The sequence below is a fragment of the Acidovorax sp. KPB24-03 genome (assembly GCF_057546605.1).
The window spans coordinates 1-17,218 of record NZ_BAAJYR010000062.1 but is presented as its reverse complement, the minus strand read 5'-3'; the positions used below and the strand labels follow the sequence as shown (position 1 = coordinate 17,218).

The following is a 17,218-nucleotide window of genomic DNA, read 5'->3' as shown; positions in this document are numbered from 1 at the left end:
GCGTGCGCGGGGCCGGTGCAGCGGCCGGTGCGGACGGCGCGTCACCTGGGGCGATGCGGTCACGGTGGCCGGCGCACGGCGCAGGGCCGGCGGGTCGAACAGCATGGTGTAGCTGCGCACGATCTGGCCGGAGTTCCAGGTGGCATCCAGCACCAGATCGACGAAGGGGTCGTTGATGGGGCGGTCGCTAGTGAGTTGCAGCACCATCGAGCCATCGCTGCGACGCTGCAGTTGCACGCGCAGGCTGTTCAGCGCGGGCGACACTTCCATCCCCTGGGCGCGGAACACCTGGGGAGACGCGGGGGCCGCCCGCAGCGAATCCGCTTCGGCGGCAGTGATCTGGGGCAGCTCGATCTCGGCGCGCAGGGGCTCGCCAAGGGCGGACTGCACGGTAAGGCGGCCCAGGGCGAGAGCATTCGCATCGGTGGCATACAGGCCGGCCGACATGACGGCCGCGGCGGCCAGGATTGAGAGTTTCCAACGATGCATGTGTGCCATCAACAAAAGAGGATTGTGCGGTCTGGCAAGGTGCCAGATTCAGGCAGTTTTGGTTCCGCGCGTAAGCGTGAAAATGTGTAAAAAGCACAATAGCATCAATGTTTTGCACTGACAAGCTGAGCCAAGGCGCAACCTTTGGGCGCCTTTCAGAAGGGCAATGTGCACCGCAGCAATGTTGTCAAAGGACAACGAGCAGTAACAAAACGTTGGTGCCTAAACGCGCTGACACCGGCTCGGTGTCAGCGCCCGCCGCGTCATTCGGCCAGCAGGATGCGCAACATGCGGCGCAGCGGTTCGGCGGCACCCCACAGCAGTTGGTCGCCGATGGTGAACGCGCCGATGTATTCCGGCCCCATCGCCATCTGGCGGATGCGGCCCACGGGAATCGTCATAGTGCCGGTCACGGCCACGGGGGTCAGGTCCTTCAAGGTGGCTTCGCGCGTGTTGGGCACGACCTTCACCCACTCGTTGTCGGCGGCGATCATGGCCTCGATGTCGGCCACGGGCACGTGCTTCTTCAGCTTGAAGGTCAGGGCCTGGCTGTGGCAGCGCATGGCGCCCACCCGCACACAAAAACCGTCCACAGGCACCGCGGGCGTGTCGAAGCCTTCGCCCTGGCCCATGATCTTGTTCGTCTCGGCCATGCCCTTCCACTCTTCCTTGGACATGCCGTTGCCCAGGTCCTTGTCGATCCAGGGGATCAGGCTGCCGCCCAGGGGCACGCCAAAGTTGGCGGTTTCCGCGTCCGACAGGCTGCGCTGCTTGGCGATGACCTTGCGGTCGATTTCCAGGATGGCGCTCTTGGGATCGTCCAGGAGCGAGCGCACTTCCGCGTTCAGCGTGCCGTATTGCGTCAGCAGTTCGCGCATGTGCTGGGCGCCGCCGCCGCTGGCTGCCTGGTAGGTCTGCGTGCTCATCCACTCGACCAGGCCGGCCTTGTACAGCGCACCCACGCCCATCAGCATGCAACTCACGGTGCAGTTGCCGCCGATCCAGTTCTTGCCGCCTTTGGCCAGGGCATCCTGAATCACGGGCAGGTTGACCGGGTCCAGCACGATGACCGCGTCTTCCTTCATGCGCAGCGTGGAAGCGGCGTCGATCCAGTGGCCGTTCCAGCCGGCGTCGCGCAGCTTGGGAAACACTTCGGTGGTGTAGTCGCCGCCCTGGGCGGTCAGGATGATGTCGCAGCGCTTGAGGGCGTTGATGTCGAAGGCGTCCTGGAGCGTGGTTTCGTTCTTGGCCTGCGCCGGGGCCTTGCCGCCTGCGTTCGACGTGGAGAAGAACACGGGCTCGATGAGACCGAAATCGCCTTCGGCCTGCATGCGGTCCATCAATACGGAGCCGACCATGCCGCGCCAGCCGACCAAACCTACCAACTTGCTCATTTCAACGCCCCTATTCAGTTTAAGAAACAGTACCCGACCGGGACTTTTCGCCTGGCTCGTCTGGCCAGGAAGGGCGCACGACGAACCAGGCTGGATCAGCCCTTAATGGTCGTGGTTTTGGTGGTGGTTGCGCGCGCGGCCCCACCGGCCAGGGCGGCGGGTGCAGTGTTCAGCAGGGTGAACGGGCGGGCGGCAAACATAGGCGGCGATTGTAGCGGAAGGCCTTTTGCCGACGGTGCTGTTTTTTGAGGGGCGGCGGGAGGTGTTGTTTAACATCCGGCCTTTTTCCACGTCAAAGGTCCCTCACCGCATGCGCATCGTCGCCACCGCCTTTCTTGCCCTGGCCGCTCTGTTGAGCGGCTGCAATGCCTCACAGGACAGCCCAGCATCGATCGCGCCGCAGGAGACGCAGAGGGTTCGCGATGCCGTCGATGAACTGGCCCGCCAGGATTTTCCGGCCATCGAGGCCCGGCTGGCGCCCCGGTTACACACCGCCGATCTGCGGCAGAACCTGGGCCGGATGGCGGCATTGATCCCCCCGGGACCGCCCCAATCCGCCGAGGCGGTGGGCGTTCAGGTTCTGAAGACCGATTCCGCGACCTTCCACCACCTCACGCTCGAGTACGAGTATCCGCAGTCCTGGCTGGTCGTCTCTGCGATGCTGGAGCAGCGCGACGGCGCGGTCGTCTTCAATGCACTCCAGGTGACGCCGGCGTCGCAGTCCCTGGCCGCCACCCACCGCTTTTCGCTGGAAGGCAAAACGCCGGGCCATTACCTGTTCCTCGCGCTCGCGATCGGCATTCCGCTCGGGATCGTCTATACGCTGTGGGTCTGCGTCCGCACGCCGATCCCGAAGCGCAAGTGGCTCTGGTGTGCCGGGGTGGCGGTGGGCGTGGTGCAGTGCCATCTGGACTGGACCACGGGCGCATGGTCCGCGCAGTGGTTGAGCCTGCAGCTGCTGGGAGCGGGCTTTGCGAAGGCCGGGCCCCAGGCTCCGCTCATCCTCACCATCTCCGCACCGGTGGGGGCACTGGCCTTCTGGGTGCGTCGCCGGTCTTTCGTTCGCGCGGCATCGGCCGCGCCGCAGGCCGCAACCGACGCGCGCTGATACCAGCGATCGCCAACGCCTGGACCGATAAAAAAAGGGTGGCCGGCGGGCCACCCTTTTGGGCAGGAACGGCCCGCTTCAGCGCGTGCCGGGCTGCAACGGTCAGCCCAGGGCCTTCACCACGGCGTCGCCCATCTGCGCCGTGCCCACCTTCGTGGTGCCTTCGCTCCAGATGTCCGGCGTGCGCAGGCCTTGGGCCAGCACCTTCTGCACGGCCGCTTCGATGCGCTGGGCGGCTGCTTCCTGGTTCAGGCTGAAGCGCAGCATCATCGCGGCGCTCAGGATGGTCGCCAGCGGATTGGCCACGCCCTTGCCGGCGATGTCGGGCGCGCTGCCATGGCTGGGCTCGTACAGGCCCTGGTTCTTGCTGTTGAGGCTGGCCGAGGGCAGCATGCCGATGGAGCCGGTGAGCATGGAAGCCTCGTCCGACAGGATGTCGCCGAACATGTTGCCGGTGACCACCACGTCGAAGGCCTTGGGGGCCTTCACCAACTGCATGGCCGCGTTGTCCACGTACATGTGTTGCAGTTCCACGTCGGGGTACTGCTGACCCACTTCGGTGACCACGTCCTTCCAGAACTGGAAGGTTTCCAGCACGTTGGCCTTGTCCACGCTGGTGACCTTCTTGCTGCGCTTGCGCGCGGCCTGGAACGCCACGTGGGCGATGCGCTCGATCTCCGGCTTGGAGTAGCGCATGGTGTCGAAGGCCTCTTCGGCGCCGGGGAAATGGCCGTCCACGGCCGTGCGCCGGCCGCGCGGCTGGCCGAAGTAGATGTCGCCCGTCAGCTCGCGGATGATGAGGATGTCGAGGCCCGAGATCAGCTCGGGCTTGAGGCTCGAAGCGCCCACCAGCTGCTCGTAGCAGATGGCCGGGCGGAAGTTGGCGAACAGCCCCAGGTGCTTGCGCAGGCCCAGAATGGCCTGTTCGGGGCGCAGGGGGCGGTCGAGCTTGTCGTACTTCCAGTCACCCACGGCGCCGAACAGCACGGCGTCGGCGTCCTGCGCCAGCTTCAGCGTGGCTTCGGGCAGCGGGTGGCCGTGGGCCCCGTACGCGGCGCCGCCGACCAGGGCGGACTCCATCTCGAACGGAAGGCCCAGCACGTCCAGCACCTTGACGGCCTCTGCCACGATCTCCGTGCCGATGCCGTCACCCGGCAAAACTGCAATTTTCATGTCTTTGCTTCTCTTTTGATAGCGATATGCCCTAGTGCTTATTGCGCTGCGGGCCGATTGGATACTTGATGTTTGGCTGCTGCCGTGCAGATCAGCCCGCCATGGTGTGGGCCAGCCAGGGCTTGGTGGCCAGGCGCTGGGCCTCGAACACCTTGATCTTGTCGGACTGCCGCAGGGTCAGGCCGATGTCGTCGAACCCGTTGAGCAGGCAGTATTTGCGAAAGGCGTTCACCTCGAACGGAATCTCTTCGCCCACGACCTCGTCGCGGTTCTGGCGCACGATCACTTGGCGCTCCAGATCGATGGTGAGCTGGTAGCCGGGAAAGGCGTGCACCTCATCGAACAGCTGCGCCACGGTGGGCTCGGGCAGCACGATGGGCAGCAGGCCGTTCTTGAAGCAGTTGTTGAAGAAGATGTCCGCGAAGCTCGGCGCGATCACGGCGCGAAAGCCGTATTGGTCCAGCGCCCAGGGCGCGTGCTCTCGGCTCGATCCGCAGCCGAAATTCTTGCGCGCCAGCAGGATGGACGCGCCGGCGTAGCGGGGCTGGTTGAGCACGAAGTCCGGGTTGGGCTTGCGGCTCGCCGGGTCCTGGCCCGGTTCGCCGTGGTCCAGGTAGCGCCACTCGTCGAACAGGTTCACGCCGAAGCCGGTCTTCTTGATCGACTTGAGGAACTGCTTCGGAATGATGGCGTCGGTATCGACGTTCTCGCGGTCCATGGGGGCCACGAGGCCTTGGTGGAGGGTGAATTTCTGCATGGAGTGTGTCCGTGAAAGGGCTCGAAGGCAGCAGCGGTGCGTTACTGCCCGTTGCTCCAGGTGCCGCCCTTGATGGCGGCGGTGGATATTTCGCAGGCCTTGCGTTTTTCCTGCACGGCTTCGGGCGACAGGTTGTAGTAGTAGGCGTCCAGCGGCTGGCCCATCAGCCCCTTGCACGCGCCACTGGCAGGCCGGGGGCACTGCGCGAGGAAGGTCACCTTGCCTGCCTTGCCCCCGAGCTGGGCCGAGGTCTGCGCCAGGCCGTTGCAGCTCGCCTTGAGTTGCTCGGCCGGAATGCCGGCGGTGAACTCCATGCAGTCCTTCACCGCCACGGTTTTGCCGGCGACGGGCACGTTGCCTTCGATCACGCAGGCGCGGTCGGCCGCCAGGGCCGTGGCGGAACCGCCCAGGAGCCAGGCAGCGAAGAGGGGCCATACGGCTTTCATGCGGCGGTCCTTTCTGGAGGTCTGGGGCGTGGCGCGGCCGGTCATTTGGCGGCCCGTTCGATGGCGCTGCCCGCGCGTTGCACGTCCTGGCCCATGCCCTTGACGGTGTTGCAGCCGGCCAGCAGGCAAGCCAGGGCCAGGGTGAGAAGGGTGGCGGTCTTGTTCACGGCAAGTGTCCTTGGGGTGAATGGAATGCAGCCGGGGCGCTCAGGCGAACTGGCGCACGTCCACGAAGTGGCCGTGCACGGCGGCCGCGGCCGCCATGGCTGGCGAGACCAGGTGGGTGCGTCCGCCCGCGCCCTGGCGGCCTTCGAAGTTGCGGTTGCTGGTGGAGGCGCAGCGCTCGCCGGGCTCCAGGCGGTCGGCGTTCATGGCCAGGCACATCGAGCAGCCGGGCTCGCGCCATTCGAAGCCCGCGGCCTTGAAGATCTCGTGCAGGCCTTCGCGCTCGGCCTGCTCCTTCACCAGGCCGGAGCCGGGCACCACCATGGCCAGCTTGATGTTCTTGGCGACCTTCTGGCCCAGCTTCTTGACCACCGCGGCGGCTTCGCGCATGTCCTCGATGCGGCTGTTGGTGCACGAGCCAATGAACACCTTGTCCACGAAGATGTCGTTCAGCGCCTTGCCGGGCTCCAGGTTCATGTAGGTGAGCGCGCGCTCCATGGCGCCGCGCTTGTTGGCGTCCTTTTCCTTGTCGGGATCGGGCACGCGGGCATCCACGCCCAGCACCATCTCGGGCGAGGTGCCCCAGGTGATCTGCGGCACGATGTCCGCGGCGTTCAGCGTGACCACCGTGTCGAAGTGCGCGTCGGCATCCGACTGCAGCGTCTTCCAGTAGGCGACCGCCTGGTCCCATTCCACCCCCGAGGGCGACAGCGGCCGGCCCTTCACGTAGTCGATGGTCTTGTCGTCCACCGCCACCAGGCCGGCGCGCGCGCCCGCCTCGATGGCCATGTTGCAGACCGTCATGCGGCCTTCGATGCTGAGGGCGCGGATCGCCGGGCCGCCGAACTCGATGGTGTAGCCGGTGCCACCCGCCGTGCCGATCTTGCCGATGATGGCCAGCACGATGTCCTTGGCCGTCACGCCGGGCGCGACCTGGCCGTCCACGCGGATGAGCATGTTCTTGGCCTTCTTGGCCAGCAGGGTCTGCGTGGCCATCACGTGCTCGACCTCGCTGGTGCCGATGCCGTGCGCCAGCGCGCCGAAGGCGCCGTGCGTGCTGGTGTGGCTGTCGCCGCACACCACCGTCATGCCGGGCAGCGTGGCGCCGTTCTCGGGGCCGATCACGTGGACGATGCCCTGGCGCTTGCTCATGAACGGGAAGAACGCCGCCGCGCCGACCTCGGCGATGTTCTTGTCGAGCGTGGTGATCTGCTCCTTGCTGATCGGGTCGGTGATGCCGTCGTAGCCCCGCTCCCAGCCGGTGGTGGGCGTGTTGTGGTCCGCCGTGGCGACGATGGAACTGACGCGCCAGACCTTGCGGCCGGCCTGGCGCAGGCCCTCGAACGCCTGCGGGCTGGTCACTTCGTGCACCAGGTGGCGGTCGATGTAGAGGATGGCGGTGCCGTCCTCCTCGGTGTGGACGACGTGCTCGTCCCAGATCTTGTCGTACAGGGTGCGTCCCATGGCGGTCTCTTTGGTGGGTTTCAGGTGGGGTGGATGATTTTAGGAAGGCTCGGGCGGGGCAGGTGGCACCAAGTGTTCGACCAGCAACCGGGCCGTGACCGGCAGGGTGTCGAAGTCGCGGGCCACCAGGCGCAGCTCGCGCTGGCACCAGGGTTCGTCGAGCGCGACGGACTGCAGCCGGCCCACGCCGCGCATCAAAGCGAAGGCCCGGTCCGGCAGCAGGCCCACGCCCAGGCCGTTGTCGATCATGCGGCACATGGCGTCCAGCCCGGTGACCTGGATGCGCTGGCGCAGCGGGCGCCCGGCCTGCGCGGCCGCCTGTTGCATGGCCAGGCTGATGCTGCTGTTGGCCTGCAGGCCGACGATGTCGCAGTCGAGGATTGCTTCAAATTTGATAGCAGCATGCCGGGACAATGCATGCCCCTGCGGCACGACGAGCACCAAGCGGTCGCTGCGGTAGGGGCGGCTTTGCAGGCCCTCGGGTTCGGCGGCGGCGCCGGTGTGGCACAGCCCCAGGTCGGCCGCGCCCTCGCGCACGGCTTGCAGCACGTCGGGGCTCAGGTGTTCCTGCAGATCGATCTTGACCTGGCTGTGCGCGCGGGCGAAGGCCCCCAGGTCCTCGGGCAGGAACTGCACGATGGCCGAGATGTTGGCGTGCATGCGCACATGGCCGCGCACCCCGTCGGCGTACTCGCTCAGTTCGCCTTGCATGCGCTCCAGGCCGAACAGCACGGTGCGGGCGTGGTGCAGCAGGCTTTCGCCAGCGGGCGTGAGGGTGACGCCGCGGCTGTGCCGGTAGAGCAGGGCGGTGTCCACCGCGGTTTCCAGGTCGGACAGGCGCTTGCTGACTGCGGAGGCGGCGATGAACTCCCGCTCCGCCGCGCGGCCGATGCTTCCCAGCTCGCAGACGGCCACGAAGAGCTGCAGCGAGGTGAGGTCGATTCGGCGCGCAAAACTGCGCTCGGAGCTTTTCATCGTGGTTGGAGAATTCTCTGAATCAGAGAGTTGCCGTATTTTCTCCCATGAAAATACCGCGAGCCATCGTGGTATGCGATGGCTTTGCTGCCCATTCACGCAAAAAAACGGCGCCCGAAGGCGCCGTTGGCGTTCAAGGCCTGGCTGTGATCAGCTGAACAGGTTTTTCAGCCGGTCGGTCCAGCTTTCGCCGCTGGGCGAGTGCTTGGCGCCGCCTTTCTTGAGCGACTCCTCCAGTTCGCGCAGCAGCTTGCGCTGGTGCTCGGTCAGCTTGACCGGCGTTTCGACCGCGATGTGGCAGTACAGGTCGCCGGGGTAGCTGGCCCGCACGCCCTTGATGCCCTTGCCGCGCAGGCGGAACTGCTTGCCGGCCTGGGTGCCTTCGGGAATGTCGATGGCCGCCTTGCCCTGCAGCGTGGGCACTTCGATTTCGCCGCCCAGCGCGGCCGTGATGAAGCTCACGGGCACCTGGCAATGCAGGTCGTCGCCGTCGCGCTCGAAGATGTCGTGCTTCTTCAGGCGGATCTCGATGTACAGGTCCCCCGGCGGGCCGCCGTTGGTGCCCGGCTCGCCGTTGCCGGTGCTGCGGATGCGCATGCCGTCGTCGATGCCGGCGGGGATCTTCACTTCCAGCGTCTTCTGCTTCTTGACCTTGCCCTGGCCGTGGCAGGTGGTGCAGGGCTCGGGAATGATCTTGCCCGTGCCGCGGCAGTGCGGGCAGGTCTGCTGCACGCTGAAGAAGCCCTGGCGCATCTGCACCGTGCCGGCACCGGCACAGGTGGTGCAGGTCTTGGCGCTGGTGCCCGGCTTGGCGCCGCTGCCGTGGCAGGTCTCGCACGATTCCCAGGAGGGAATGCGGATCTGCGCGTCCTTGCCCTTGGCCGCCTCTTCGAGGGTGACCTCCATCGCGTAGCTCAGGTCGTTGCCGCGATAGACCTGGCGCCCGCCCTGGCCGCGCCCGCGCGCCCCGCCCTGGCCGAACATGTCGCCGAAGATGTCGCCGAAGGCCTCGGCAAAGCCACCGAAGCCTTCCGCACCCGCGCCGCCGGGGCCGCGCATGTTCGGGTCCACGCCCGCGTGGCCGTACTGGTCGTAGGCGGCCCGCTTCTGCGGATCGGAGAGCATTTCATAAGCCTCTTTGGCTTCCTTGAACCGCTCTTCGGCAGGCTTGGCCGCGTCACCCTGGTTGCGGTCAGGGTGGTGCTTCATCGCGAGCTTGCGATAAGCCTTCTTGATCTCTTCGTCCGAGGCGTTCTTTGGAACGCCCAGAACTTCGTAAAAAGTCTCTCTTGGACATGGTCTTTCCGAGCTCGGTTGGAACAGGAACGCCGCGCTGACCCCTGTGCAGGGCCCGGCGCGGCGGCTAGTCGGGCACGCGAGCGCGCTCAGCCTTTCTTCACTTCCTTCACTTCAGCGTCCACCACGTTGTCGTCGTGCGGCGCTGCGCCGGCGGAGGACGAGGCACCGCCCTGGGGCGCTGCACCTTCCGTGCCACCTGCTGCCGCAGCCTGGGCGGCCTGCGCTTCGGCGTACATCCTCTCGCCCAGCTTCTGGCTGGCGGTCATCAGCGCGGTCGTCTTGTCGTCGATGGCGGCCTTGTCCTCGCCCTTGAGCGCGTCTTCCAGGGCCTTCACGGCGGACTCGATCTGCTCCTTCTCGGCCGCATCGAGCTTGTCGCCGTGCTCGGCCAGGCTCTTGGTCACGCTGTGCACGGCGGCTTCGCCCTGGTTGCGCGCCTGGACCAGTTCCAGCTTCTTCTTGTCGTCGGCCGCGTTCAGTTCGGCGTCTTTCACCATCTTCTGGATCTCTTCCTCGGACAGGCCCGAGTTCGCCTTGATGGTGATCTTGTTTTCCTTGCCGGTGCCCTTGTCCTTGGCGCCCACGTGCAGGATGCCGTTGGCATCGATGTCGAAGCTCACCTCGATCTGCGGCACGCCGCGGCCTGCCGGCGGAATGCCTTCCAGGTTGAACTCGCCCAGCAGCTTGTTGGCGCTGGCCAGTTCGCGTTCGCCCTGGAACACCTTGATCGTCACGGCCGGCTGGTTGTCGTCGGCGGTCGAGAAGGTCTGCGCGAACTTCGTCGGGATCGTGGTGTTCTTGCTGATCATCTTGGTCATCACGCCGCCCAGCGTTTCGATGCCCAGCGACAGCGGCGTCACGTCCAGCAGCAGCACGTCCTTGCGGTCGCCCGACAGCACCTGGCCCTGGATGGCGGCGCCCACGGCCACGGCTTCGTCCGGGTTCACGTCCTTGCGCGGGTCCTTGCCGAAGAACTCCTTGACCTTGTCCTGCACCTTGGGCATGCGGGTCATGCCGCCGACCAGGATCACGTCATGGATGTCCGACACGCTGATGCCGGCGTCCTTGATGGCCGTGCGGCAGGGGGCGATCGTGCGTTCGATCAGCTCTTCCACCAGCGCTTCGAGCTTGGCGCGCGTGAGCTTGATGTTCAGGTGCTTCGGGCCCGAGGCGTCCGCCGTGATATAGGGCAGGTTGATGTCGGTCTGCGCGCTGTTGGACAGCTCGATCTTGGCCTTCTCGGCCGCTTCCTTCAGGCGCTGCAGGGCCAGCACGTCCTTGGACAGATCGACGCCCTGGTCCTTCTTGAACTCGGAAATGATGTAGTCGATGATGCGCTGGTCGAAGTCTTCGCCGCCCAGGAACGTGTCGCCGTTGGTGGACAGCACTTCGAACTGCTTTTCGCCATCGACGTCGGCGATCTCGATGATGGACACGTCGAACGTGCCGCCACCCAGGTCATACACGGCGATCTTGCGGTCGCCCTTTTCCTGCTTGTCCAGGCCGAAGGCCAGGGCCGCGGCCGTGGGCTCGTTGATGATGCGCTTGACGTCCAGGCCCGCGATGCGGCCGGCGTCCTTGGTGGCCTGGCGCTGGGCGTCGTTGAAGTACGCGGGCACCGTGATGACGGCTTCCGTCACCGGCTCGCCCAGGTAGTCCTCGGCGGTCTTCTTCATCTTGCGCAGGATGTCGGCGCTGACCTGCTGGGCCGAGATCTTGTTGCCGCGCACTTCGACCCAGGCGTCGCCGTTGTCGGCCGCCGTGATCTTGTAGGGCATCAGGTCGATGTCCTTTTGCACTTCCTTTTCGGTGAACTTGCGGCCGATCAGGCGCTTGATCGCGTACAGCGTGTTCTGCGGGTTGGTGACGGCCTGGCGCTTGGCCGAGGCGCCGACCAGCACTTCGCCGTCTTCCTGGTACGCCACGATGGAGGGCGTGGTGCGCGCGCCTTCCGAGTTCTCAATCACCCGCGTGGTGTTGCCTTCCATGATGGACACGCAGCTGTTGGTGGTGCCCAGGTCGATACCGATGATTTTTCCCATGTTGTTCTCCGAGATTTTGAAAAAGATTTGGATGCCGATAACTTGTGGATAACTTGGCCGGCTTCAAGCCGTCGCCGGCAGTTTTTCTTTGGGTCGGCGGGTGCTTACTTGGGCGCGGACACCGTGACCAGGGCCGGGCGCAGCACGCGCTCGGCGATCACGTAGCCTTTTTGCAACACGGACACCACCGTGTTGGGCTCCTGGTCGGCCGGCACCATGCTGATGGCCTGGTGCTGGTGCGGGTCGAACTTGTCGCCCGCATTGGGGTTGATGGCCAGCACCTTGTTGCGCTCCAGGGCGGAGGTGAGCTGGCGCAGCGTGGCGTCCGAGCCTTCGCGCAACTGTTCGATCGTGGCGTCCTTGATGGCCAGGGCCGCGGCCAGGCTGTCGGCCACGGGGAGCATGCTTTCCGCGAAGCTCTCGATGCCGAACTTGCGGGCCTTGGAGATTTCCTCCTCGGCGCGGCGGCGGGCGTTCTCGGCCTCGGCCTTGGCGCGCAGGAATTGGTCGGCGAGATCGGCGCTCTTGGCCTTCAGCTCGGCCAGTTCGCCCTGCAGGCGGCCCAGTTCATCGGAGGCATGTGCCGCCATCGCGGCTTCGACTTCTTCAGGAGAGGGGGAGGCGTCCCCATGAGAGGCGGTGGCTGGATTGTTTTGATCGGACATGTCGATTTCTTCTGAAAGTGAACGGTACGCGCGGCAAATGGGTGCCACCCGGCGGATTTCAAGCGAAAAGGCGACGTTTGCACGCAGATGCGTCGGGCTGGCGTCGGTCTCGGCCGGCGTGAGTGTACAAGCGACAGGCCTTGGGGCTATAATCGCCGGCTTTGCCTTGCCACACCGCTTCTAGACGCAGCGGGTGGTTTCATCCACAAGGAGTTTGCATGCGTCACTACGAAATCATTTTGTTGATCCATCCGGATCAAAGCGAACAAGTTCCAGCCATGCTGGAGCGCTACAAGGGCATGATCGTCGCCGGCGGCGGCAAGGTGCACCGCGTGGAAGACTGGGGCCGCCGTCAACTGGCGTACCTGATCAACAAGCTCGCCAAGGCCCACTACCTGTGCGTGAACATCGAAGCCGACCAGGCCGTGATGGCGGAACTGGAGCATGCCTTCAAGTTCAACGACGCCGTGCTGCGCCACCTGACGGTTCAAAAGAAGAAGGCCGACACGGGTCCTTCCTCCATGATGAAGACCGTCGAGCGCGAAGAAGCCCGCAAGGCCAGCCAGGCCGAGTTCGCCGCTTCGGGCGAGCGCTGATCCATCGACTGGAGGAGTGGAAAACCACGTTGTCCTCACCGCCTGTATCGCCGAGGCTCAGGCCCTGCGCTACACGCCCGCTGGCCTGCCGGCCCTGGATCTGAAGCTCGAACACGGGTCTCAGCAGCAGGAAGCCGGTGCACAGCGCGAGGTCAAGGCGGTCGTGAAGGCCATTGCCTTCGGCACGCTCGCGGAGCGGCTGGCAAGACAGGCGCTCGGCAGCCTCTGGATCTTCCGGGGGTTTCTGGCGACTTCGCGCAACGGCAAGGGGCTGGTGTTCCACATCCAGGATATTCAACAAGATTAATTTTCAAGAGGTCCGAAAATGGCCACGTTCAAGAAGTTCAACAAAGACAAGCGCCCGAAGCGCAACACCCAGTCGCTGCTGTTCAAGCGCAAGCGCTTTTGCCGCTTCACCGTCGCCGGTGTGGAAGAGATCGACTACAAGGATGTCGACACGCTGCGTGACTTCATCGCCGAAAACGGCAAGATCATCCCCGCACGCCTGACCGGCACGCGCGCCATCTACCAGCGTCAGCTGAACACCGCCATCAAGCGCGCGCGCTTCCTGGCCCTGGTGCCTTACAGCGACCAGCACAAGATCTAAGGAGCAACAGTCATGCAAATCATCCTGCTCGACAAGGTTGTGAACCTCGGCAACCTCGGCGAAATCGTCAAGGTCAAAGACGGCTATGCCCGCAACTTCCTGATTCCTTCGGGCCGCGCACGCCGCGCCACCGAATCCGCCAAGGCTGAATTCGAAGCCAAGCGCGCCGAACTCGAAAAGGCCGCTGCCGCGAAGCTGGCCGAGTCCCAGGCCCAAGGCGAAAAGCTCGGTGGCACGACCATCAAGCTGACGCAAAAGGCCGGCGTGGACGGCCGCCTGTTCGGTTCCGTGACCAACCACGACATCGCCGAAGAGCTGAACAAGCAAGGCTACAAGGTCGTGAAGTCGCAGATCCGCCTGCCCAACGGCCCGATCAAGGTCGTCGGCGACAACACGGTGAGCGTGGCCCTGCACACCGACGTGGTGGTGGACGTGACCGTGTCGGTCTACGGCGAAACCGCCTAACGAAAAAGCGCTGCCTCTGGCATCGACCGCGAAGCCGCCCTCGGGCGGCTTTCGCGTTTCTGGCCTGCTGTTCCATGCACCGGTCACCCACCGCCTGTGAACAGCTTGTCCACAGACTTGTCATCCCAGTCTTCCCATCTGCCTGACGGTAATCCACCGCGCCCGCCGCGAGAGGACCTTTTGCCATGACCCTCGAGTCCCTTTCCATCGACGAGGATTTCGCTCCGGCGTCGGACCGCGAAGTCGCCCAGCTGCGCGTGCCGCCGCATTCCCTGGAGGCCGAGTCCAGCGTGCTGGGCGGCCTGCTGCTCGACAACATGGCCTGGGACCGGGTGGGCGACCTGCTGGTGGACGGCGATTTCTACCGGCATGAGCACCAGCTCATCTATTCGGCCATCGGCGCCATGGTGAACGCCAGCAAACCCGCCGACGTGATCACGGTGTACGAGCGGCTGCAGGGGCTGGGCAAGGCGGAGGAGATCGGCGGGCTGGCCTACCTCAACAGCCTGGCGCAGTACGTGCCGAGCGCGAGCAACATCCGGCGCTATGCCGAGATCGTGCGGGAGCGTTCGATCCTGCGCAAGCTGGTCACGGCCAGCGACGAGATCGCCACCAACGCCTTCAATCCCAAGGGCAAGCCGGTCGAGCGCATCCTGGATGAGGCCGAGCAGAAGATCTTCGCCATCGGCGAAGAAGGCTCGCGCATGAAGCAGGGCTTCCAGTCGCTGGACACGCTGGTGGTGGACCTGCTGGACCGCGTCCAGGAAATGGCGGACAACCCCGTGGACGTGACCGGCGTGCCCACGGGTTTCGCCGACCTGGACCGCATGACATCGGGCCTGCAGGCGGGCGACATGGTGGTGCTGGCGGCGCGGCCGTCCATGGGCAAGACCTCGTTCGCCGTGAACATCGCCGAGCACGTGGCGCTCAACGAAGGCCTGCCCGTGGCCATCTTCTCCATGGAAATGGGTGCGGCGCAGCTGGCGGTGCGGATCGTGGGCTCCATCGGCCGCGTGAACCAGGGCAACCTGCGCACCGGCAAGCTGACCGACGAAGAATGGCCGCGGCTGACCGAGGCCATCGAGCGCCTGCGCACGGTGTCGCTGCACATCGACGAGACGCCGGGCCTCACGCCCAGCGAGCTGCGCGCCAACGCGCGCCGGCTGGCGCGCCAGTGCGGCAAGCTGGGACTGATCGTGGTCGACTACCTGCAGCTCATGAGCGGCTCGGGTTCGTCCAGCTCGGACAACCGCGCCACCGAACTGGGCGAGATCTCCCGGGGCCTCAAGATGCTGGCCAAGGAACTGCAGTGCCCGGTGATCGCGCTGTCGCAGCTCAACCGCTCGGTGGAGCAGCGCACCGACAAGCGGCCGATGATGTCCGACCTGCGCGAATCCGGCGCCATCGAGCAGGATGCCGACATCATCATGTTCATCTACCGCGACGACTACTACAACAAGGACAGCAAGGAGCCGAACGTGGCCGAGGTCATCATCGGCAAGCAACGGAACGGCCCCACCGGCACGGTGAAGCTGTTCTTCCAGAAAAACCAGACGCGCTTCGAAAACCTCGCCATGGGCTCCGGCGACGATTTCTAGGCGCCTGGGGTCAAAAAGGCCGCCAGCGCATATCCTTCTAGGGCGTATTGCTATAAATTAAATAGCAAACGGCCGGAATGCGGTGCAGTCCCGGTCAGCTGCCGCCCACTGCCCAGGCCAGCAGCCCCACGGTGGCGACGCCGGTCAGTGCCACGGCGATCGTCAGGCGCTGGCTGCGCACCCGCAGCGCATCCACCGCGCGCACGAGCTGGGCGTTCTGCTCGGCGAGCGAGCCGATCAGCACGGCCGACGCCTGCTGCTCGGCCTCCAGCGCCTGCACCCGCTGGCGCAGCGCGGCCAGGCCGTCCTCCGTGCCATTGGGCAGGGGCGCGGCGGCGGTGGCTGCCGGCCCTTTCTGCGTCTGGCCCAGCAGCCGCCGGGCGGCCTGCAGGATCTGGGGCGTCGCCTCGATCACGTCGCCCCAGGGCACCAGCTTCAGCGCGGTCATCCATCCCACGGCCATTACCGGGCGCTCCCGCTCACAGCACTTCGCTGGCGAAGTCCGCCAGGCGTGAGCGCTCGCCGCGCGCCAGGGTGATGTGGCCGCTGTGCGGCCAGCCCTTGAAGCGGTCCACCGCGTAGGTCAGGCCGGAGGAGCCTTCGGTCAGGTACGGCGTGTCGATCTGCGCCAGGTTGCCCATGCAGATGATCTTGGTGCCCGGGCCTGCCCGCGTGATGAGCGTTTTCATCTGCTTGGGCGTGAGGTTCTGCGCCTCGTCGATGATCACGTACTTGTTGAGGAACGTGCGCCCGCGCATGAAGTTCATGCTCTTGATCTTGATTCGGCTGCGGATCAGCTCGTTGGTGGCCGCGCGGCCCCATTCGCCCGCGTTGCCGCCGTCGCCCTTGGCCAAAAATTCCAGGTTGTCGTCCAGCGCGCCCATCCATGGGCCCATCTTTTCTTCTTCGGTGCCGGGCAGGAAACCGATGTCCTCGCCCACGCTCACCGTGGCGCGGGTCATGATGATCTCGGTGTAGCGGCGCTCGTCCAGCACCTGCGTGAGGCCCGCGGCCAACGCCATCAGCGTCTTGCCGGTGCCGGCCGTGCCGGTGAGGGTGACGAAGTCCACCTCGGGGTCCATGAGTAGGTTCATGGCGAAGTTCTGCTCGCGGTTGCGGGTGTTCACGCCCCAGATGGCGTTCTTGGTCGAGCCGTAGTCCTTGAGCGTCTGCAGCACTGCCGTGCGGTCGCGGATCTCGGTCACGCGGGCGAACAGGCTGGGCTCGCCGGGCGCCTCGAAGTACACGAACTGGTTGATCATCAGCTGCGGCACGATCGGTCCGCCGATGCGGTAGTACGTGTGCACGCCGCTCTGCCAGCTTTCCACGTTCTTGCCGGTCTTGATCCAGAAGTCGGCCGGCAGCGCGAGCAGGCCGGAGTACAGCAGGTCGCCATCCTCGAGCGTCTTGTCGTTCTGGTAGTCCTCGGCGTTCAGGCCGAGCGCGCGCGCCTTGACGCGCATGTTGATGTCCTTGGACACCAGCACGACTTCGCGCGGGGCATGCAGCTTGCGCAGCGCTTCGACGACGCCCAGGATCTGGTTGTCGGCCTTGCCCTGGGGCAGGCTGGTGGGCAGGCTGTAGTCAAGCGGCGCCGTCTGGAAATACAGGCAGCCGCCGGCCGCGCGCTGGCCGGTGGAGTCGAGCTTGAGCCCGCGCGCGATGTCGGCGCCCTGCGCGGCGGCCAGGGCGTCGAGCGTGCGGCTGGCCTGGCGTCCGTTGCGGGCGACCTCAGTCATGCCTTTCTTGTGGCCGTCGAGTTCCTCGAGCACGATCATCGGCAGGAAGATGTCGTGTTCCTCGAATCGGAAGAGGCTGGTCGGGTCGTGCAGCAGCACGTTGGTGTCCAGCACGAACATCTTCTTGGGGCCGTTGCTGCGCACCTTGCGGCTGCGCGCGCTGGGCGCCGCGGCCGGGGTATGTGCCGGCTCGGGCGCGGCGGTGCGTGCGTGCACCGGCTCAGCCAGGGCGGGCT

18 protein-coding genes and 1 pseudogene are annotated in these 17,218 nt (G+C 65.7%); 6 read left to right on the top strand and 13 right to left on the bottom strand.

The window, feature by feature from the left end:
* On the bottom strand, nt 1-489 hold a 489-nt coding region (locus AC27KI_RS10040), incomplete at its 3' end, for a type IV pilus assembly protein FimV (RefSeq protein ID WP_487113653.1).
* 263 nt (nt 490-752) lie between these two features.
* Nucleotides 753-1,883, bottom strand: coding sequence for an aspartate-semialdehyde dehydrogenase (gene asd, locus AC27KI_RS10035; RefSeq protein WP_284395903.1), 1,131 nt, complete (start codon nt 1,881-1,883; stop codon nt 753-755).
* A 310-nt stretch (nt 1,884-2,193) separates the two neighbouring features.
* Here asd and AC27KI_RS10030 point away from each other — a divergent pair, with 310 nt between their 5' ends.
* The gene (locus AC27KI_RS10030) at nt 2,194-2,991 is read left to right on the top strand and encodes a hypothetical protein (RefSeq protein ID WP_487113651.1); all 798 of its coding nucleotides are present in this window, start codon (nt 2,194-2,196) and stop codon (nt 2,989-2,991) included.
* A 102-nt stretch (nt 2,992-3,093) separates the two neighbouring features.
* Here AC27KI_RS10030 and leuB read toward each other — a convergent pair whose 3' ends face one another.
* From leuB to grpE, 9 genes and pseudogenes are all read right to left on the bottom strand, one after another.
* On the bottom strand, nt 3,094-4,164 hold the full coding sequence (gene leuB, locus AC27KI_RS10025; RefSeq protein ID WP_487113649.1) for a 3-isopropylmalate dehydrogenase: 1,071 nt from the start codon (nt 4,162-4,164) through the stop codon (nt 3,094-3,096).
* Between the two features lie 91 nt (nt 4,165-4,255).
* Nucleotides 4,256-4,921, bottom strand: a complete 666-nt coding sequence (gene leuD, locus AC27KI_RS10020; RefSeq protein WP_284411314.1) for a 3-isopropylmalate dehydratase small subunit — start codon at nt 4,919-4,921, stop codon at nt 4,256-4,258.
* 41 nt (nt 4,922-4,962) lie between these two features.
* A complete protein-coding gene (locus AC27KI_RS10015; protein ID WP_487113646.1) occupies nt 4,963-5,367 on the bottom strand; it encodes a hypothetical protein in 405 nt (134 codons plus the stop codon).
* A 41-nt stretch (nt 5,368-5,408) separates the two neighbouring features.
* Nucleotides 5,409-5,507, bottom strand: coding sequence for an entericidin A/B family lipoprotein (locus AC27KI_RS10010; protein WP_372588273.1), 99 nt, complete (start codon nt 5,505-5,507; stop codon nt 5,409-5,411).
* 67 nt (nt 5,508-5,574) lie between these two features.
* Nucleotides 5,575-6,996, bottom strand: coding sequence for a 3-isopropylmalate dehydratase large subunit (gene leuC, locus AC27KI_RS10005; protein WP_272567918.1), 1,422 nt, complete (start codon nt 6,994-6,996; stop codon nt 5,575-5,577).
* Between the two features lie 39 nt (nt 6,997-7,035).
* Nucleotides 7,036-7,971: a LysR family transcriptional regulator gene (locus AC27KI_RS10000; RefSeq protein WP_487113644.1), complete on the bottom strand. Its 936-nt coding sequence runs from the start codon at nt 7,969-7,971 to the stop codon at nt 7,036-7,038.
* A 150-nt stretch (nt 7,972-8,121) separates the two neighbouring features.
* Nucleotides 8,122-9,268, bottom strand: a pseudogene (gene dnaJ, locus AC27KI_RS09995) (molecular chaperone DnaJ).
* 88 nt (nt 9,269-9,356) lie between these two features.
* The gene (gene dnaK, locus AC27KI_RS09990) at nt 9,357-11,312 is read right to left on the bottom strand and encodes a molecular chaperone DnaK (RefSeq protein ID WP_487113642.1); all 1,956 of its coding nucleotides are present in this window, start codon (nt 11,310-11,312) and stop codon (nt 9,357-9,359) included.
* 104 nt (nt 11,313-11,416) lie between these two features.
* Entirely contained in the window at nt 11,417-11,977 is a 561-nt protein-coding gene (gene grpE / locus AC27KI_RS09985; protein ID WP_272567926.1) for a nucleotide exchange factor GrpE, read from the bottom strand.
* Between the two features lie 218 nt (nt 11,978-12,195).
* On the opposite strand from grpE, the gene rpsF reads away from it, so the two are divergent.
* From rpsF to dnaB, 5 genes are all read left to right on the top strand, one after another.
* Complete coding sequence (gene rpsF / locus AC27KI_RS09980) at nt 12,196-12,573, top strand: 30S ribosomal protein S6 (protein WP_272551597.1); 378 nt, start codon at nt 12,196-12,198, stop codon at nt 12,571-12,573.
* Between the two features lie 16 nt (nt 12,574-12,589).
* Nucleotides 12,590-12,880: a primosomal replication protein N gene (gene priB, locus AC27KI_RS09975; protein ID WP_272551598.1), complete on the top strand. Its 291-nt coding sequence runs from the start codon at nt 12,590-12,592 to the stop codon at nt 12,878-12,880.
* A gap of 18 nt (nt 12,881-12,898) precedes the next feature.
* Nucleotides 12,899-13,180, top strand: a complete 282-nt coding sequence (gene rpsR, locus AC27KI_RS09970) for a 30S ribosomal protein S18 (protein WP_011794373.1) — start codon at nt 12,899-12,901, stop codon at nt 13,178-13,180.
* 12 nt (nt 13,181-13,192) lie between these two features.
* Nucleotides 13,193-13,645 (top strand): 50S ribosomal protein L9, encoded by a 453-nt coding sequence (gene rplI / locus AC27KI_RS09965; protein ID WP_272551600.1) that lies wholly within the window; start codon nt 13,193-13,195, stop codon nt 13,643-13,645.
* A gap of 185 nt (nt 13,646-13,830) precedes the next feature.
* Entirely contained in the window at nt 13,831-15,243 is a 1,413-nt protein-coding gene (gene dnaB, locus AC27KI_RS09960; RefSeq protein ID WP_487113640.1) for a replicative DNA helicase, read from the top strand.
* A gap of 94 nt (nt 15,244-15,337) precedes the next feature.
* Here dnaB and AC27KI_RS09955 read toward each other — a convergent pair whose 3' ends face one another.
* Nucleotides 15,338-15,706, bottom strand: coding sequence for a hypothetical protein (locus AC27KI_RS09955; protein WP_487113638.1), 369 nt, complete (start codon nt 15,704-15,706; stop codon nt 15,338-15,340).
* 16 nt (nt 15,707-15,722) lie between these two features.
* Nucleotides 15,723-17,218, bottom strand: a 1,496-nt coding sequence (locus AC27KI_RS09950) for a PhoH family protein (protein WP_487113636.1), incomplete at its 5' end; no start/stop codon positions are given.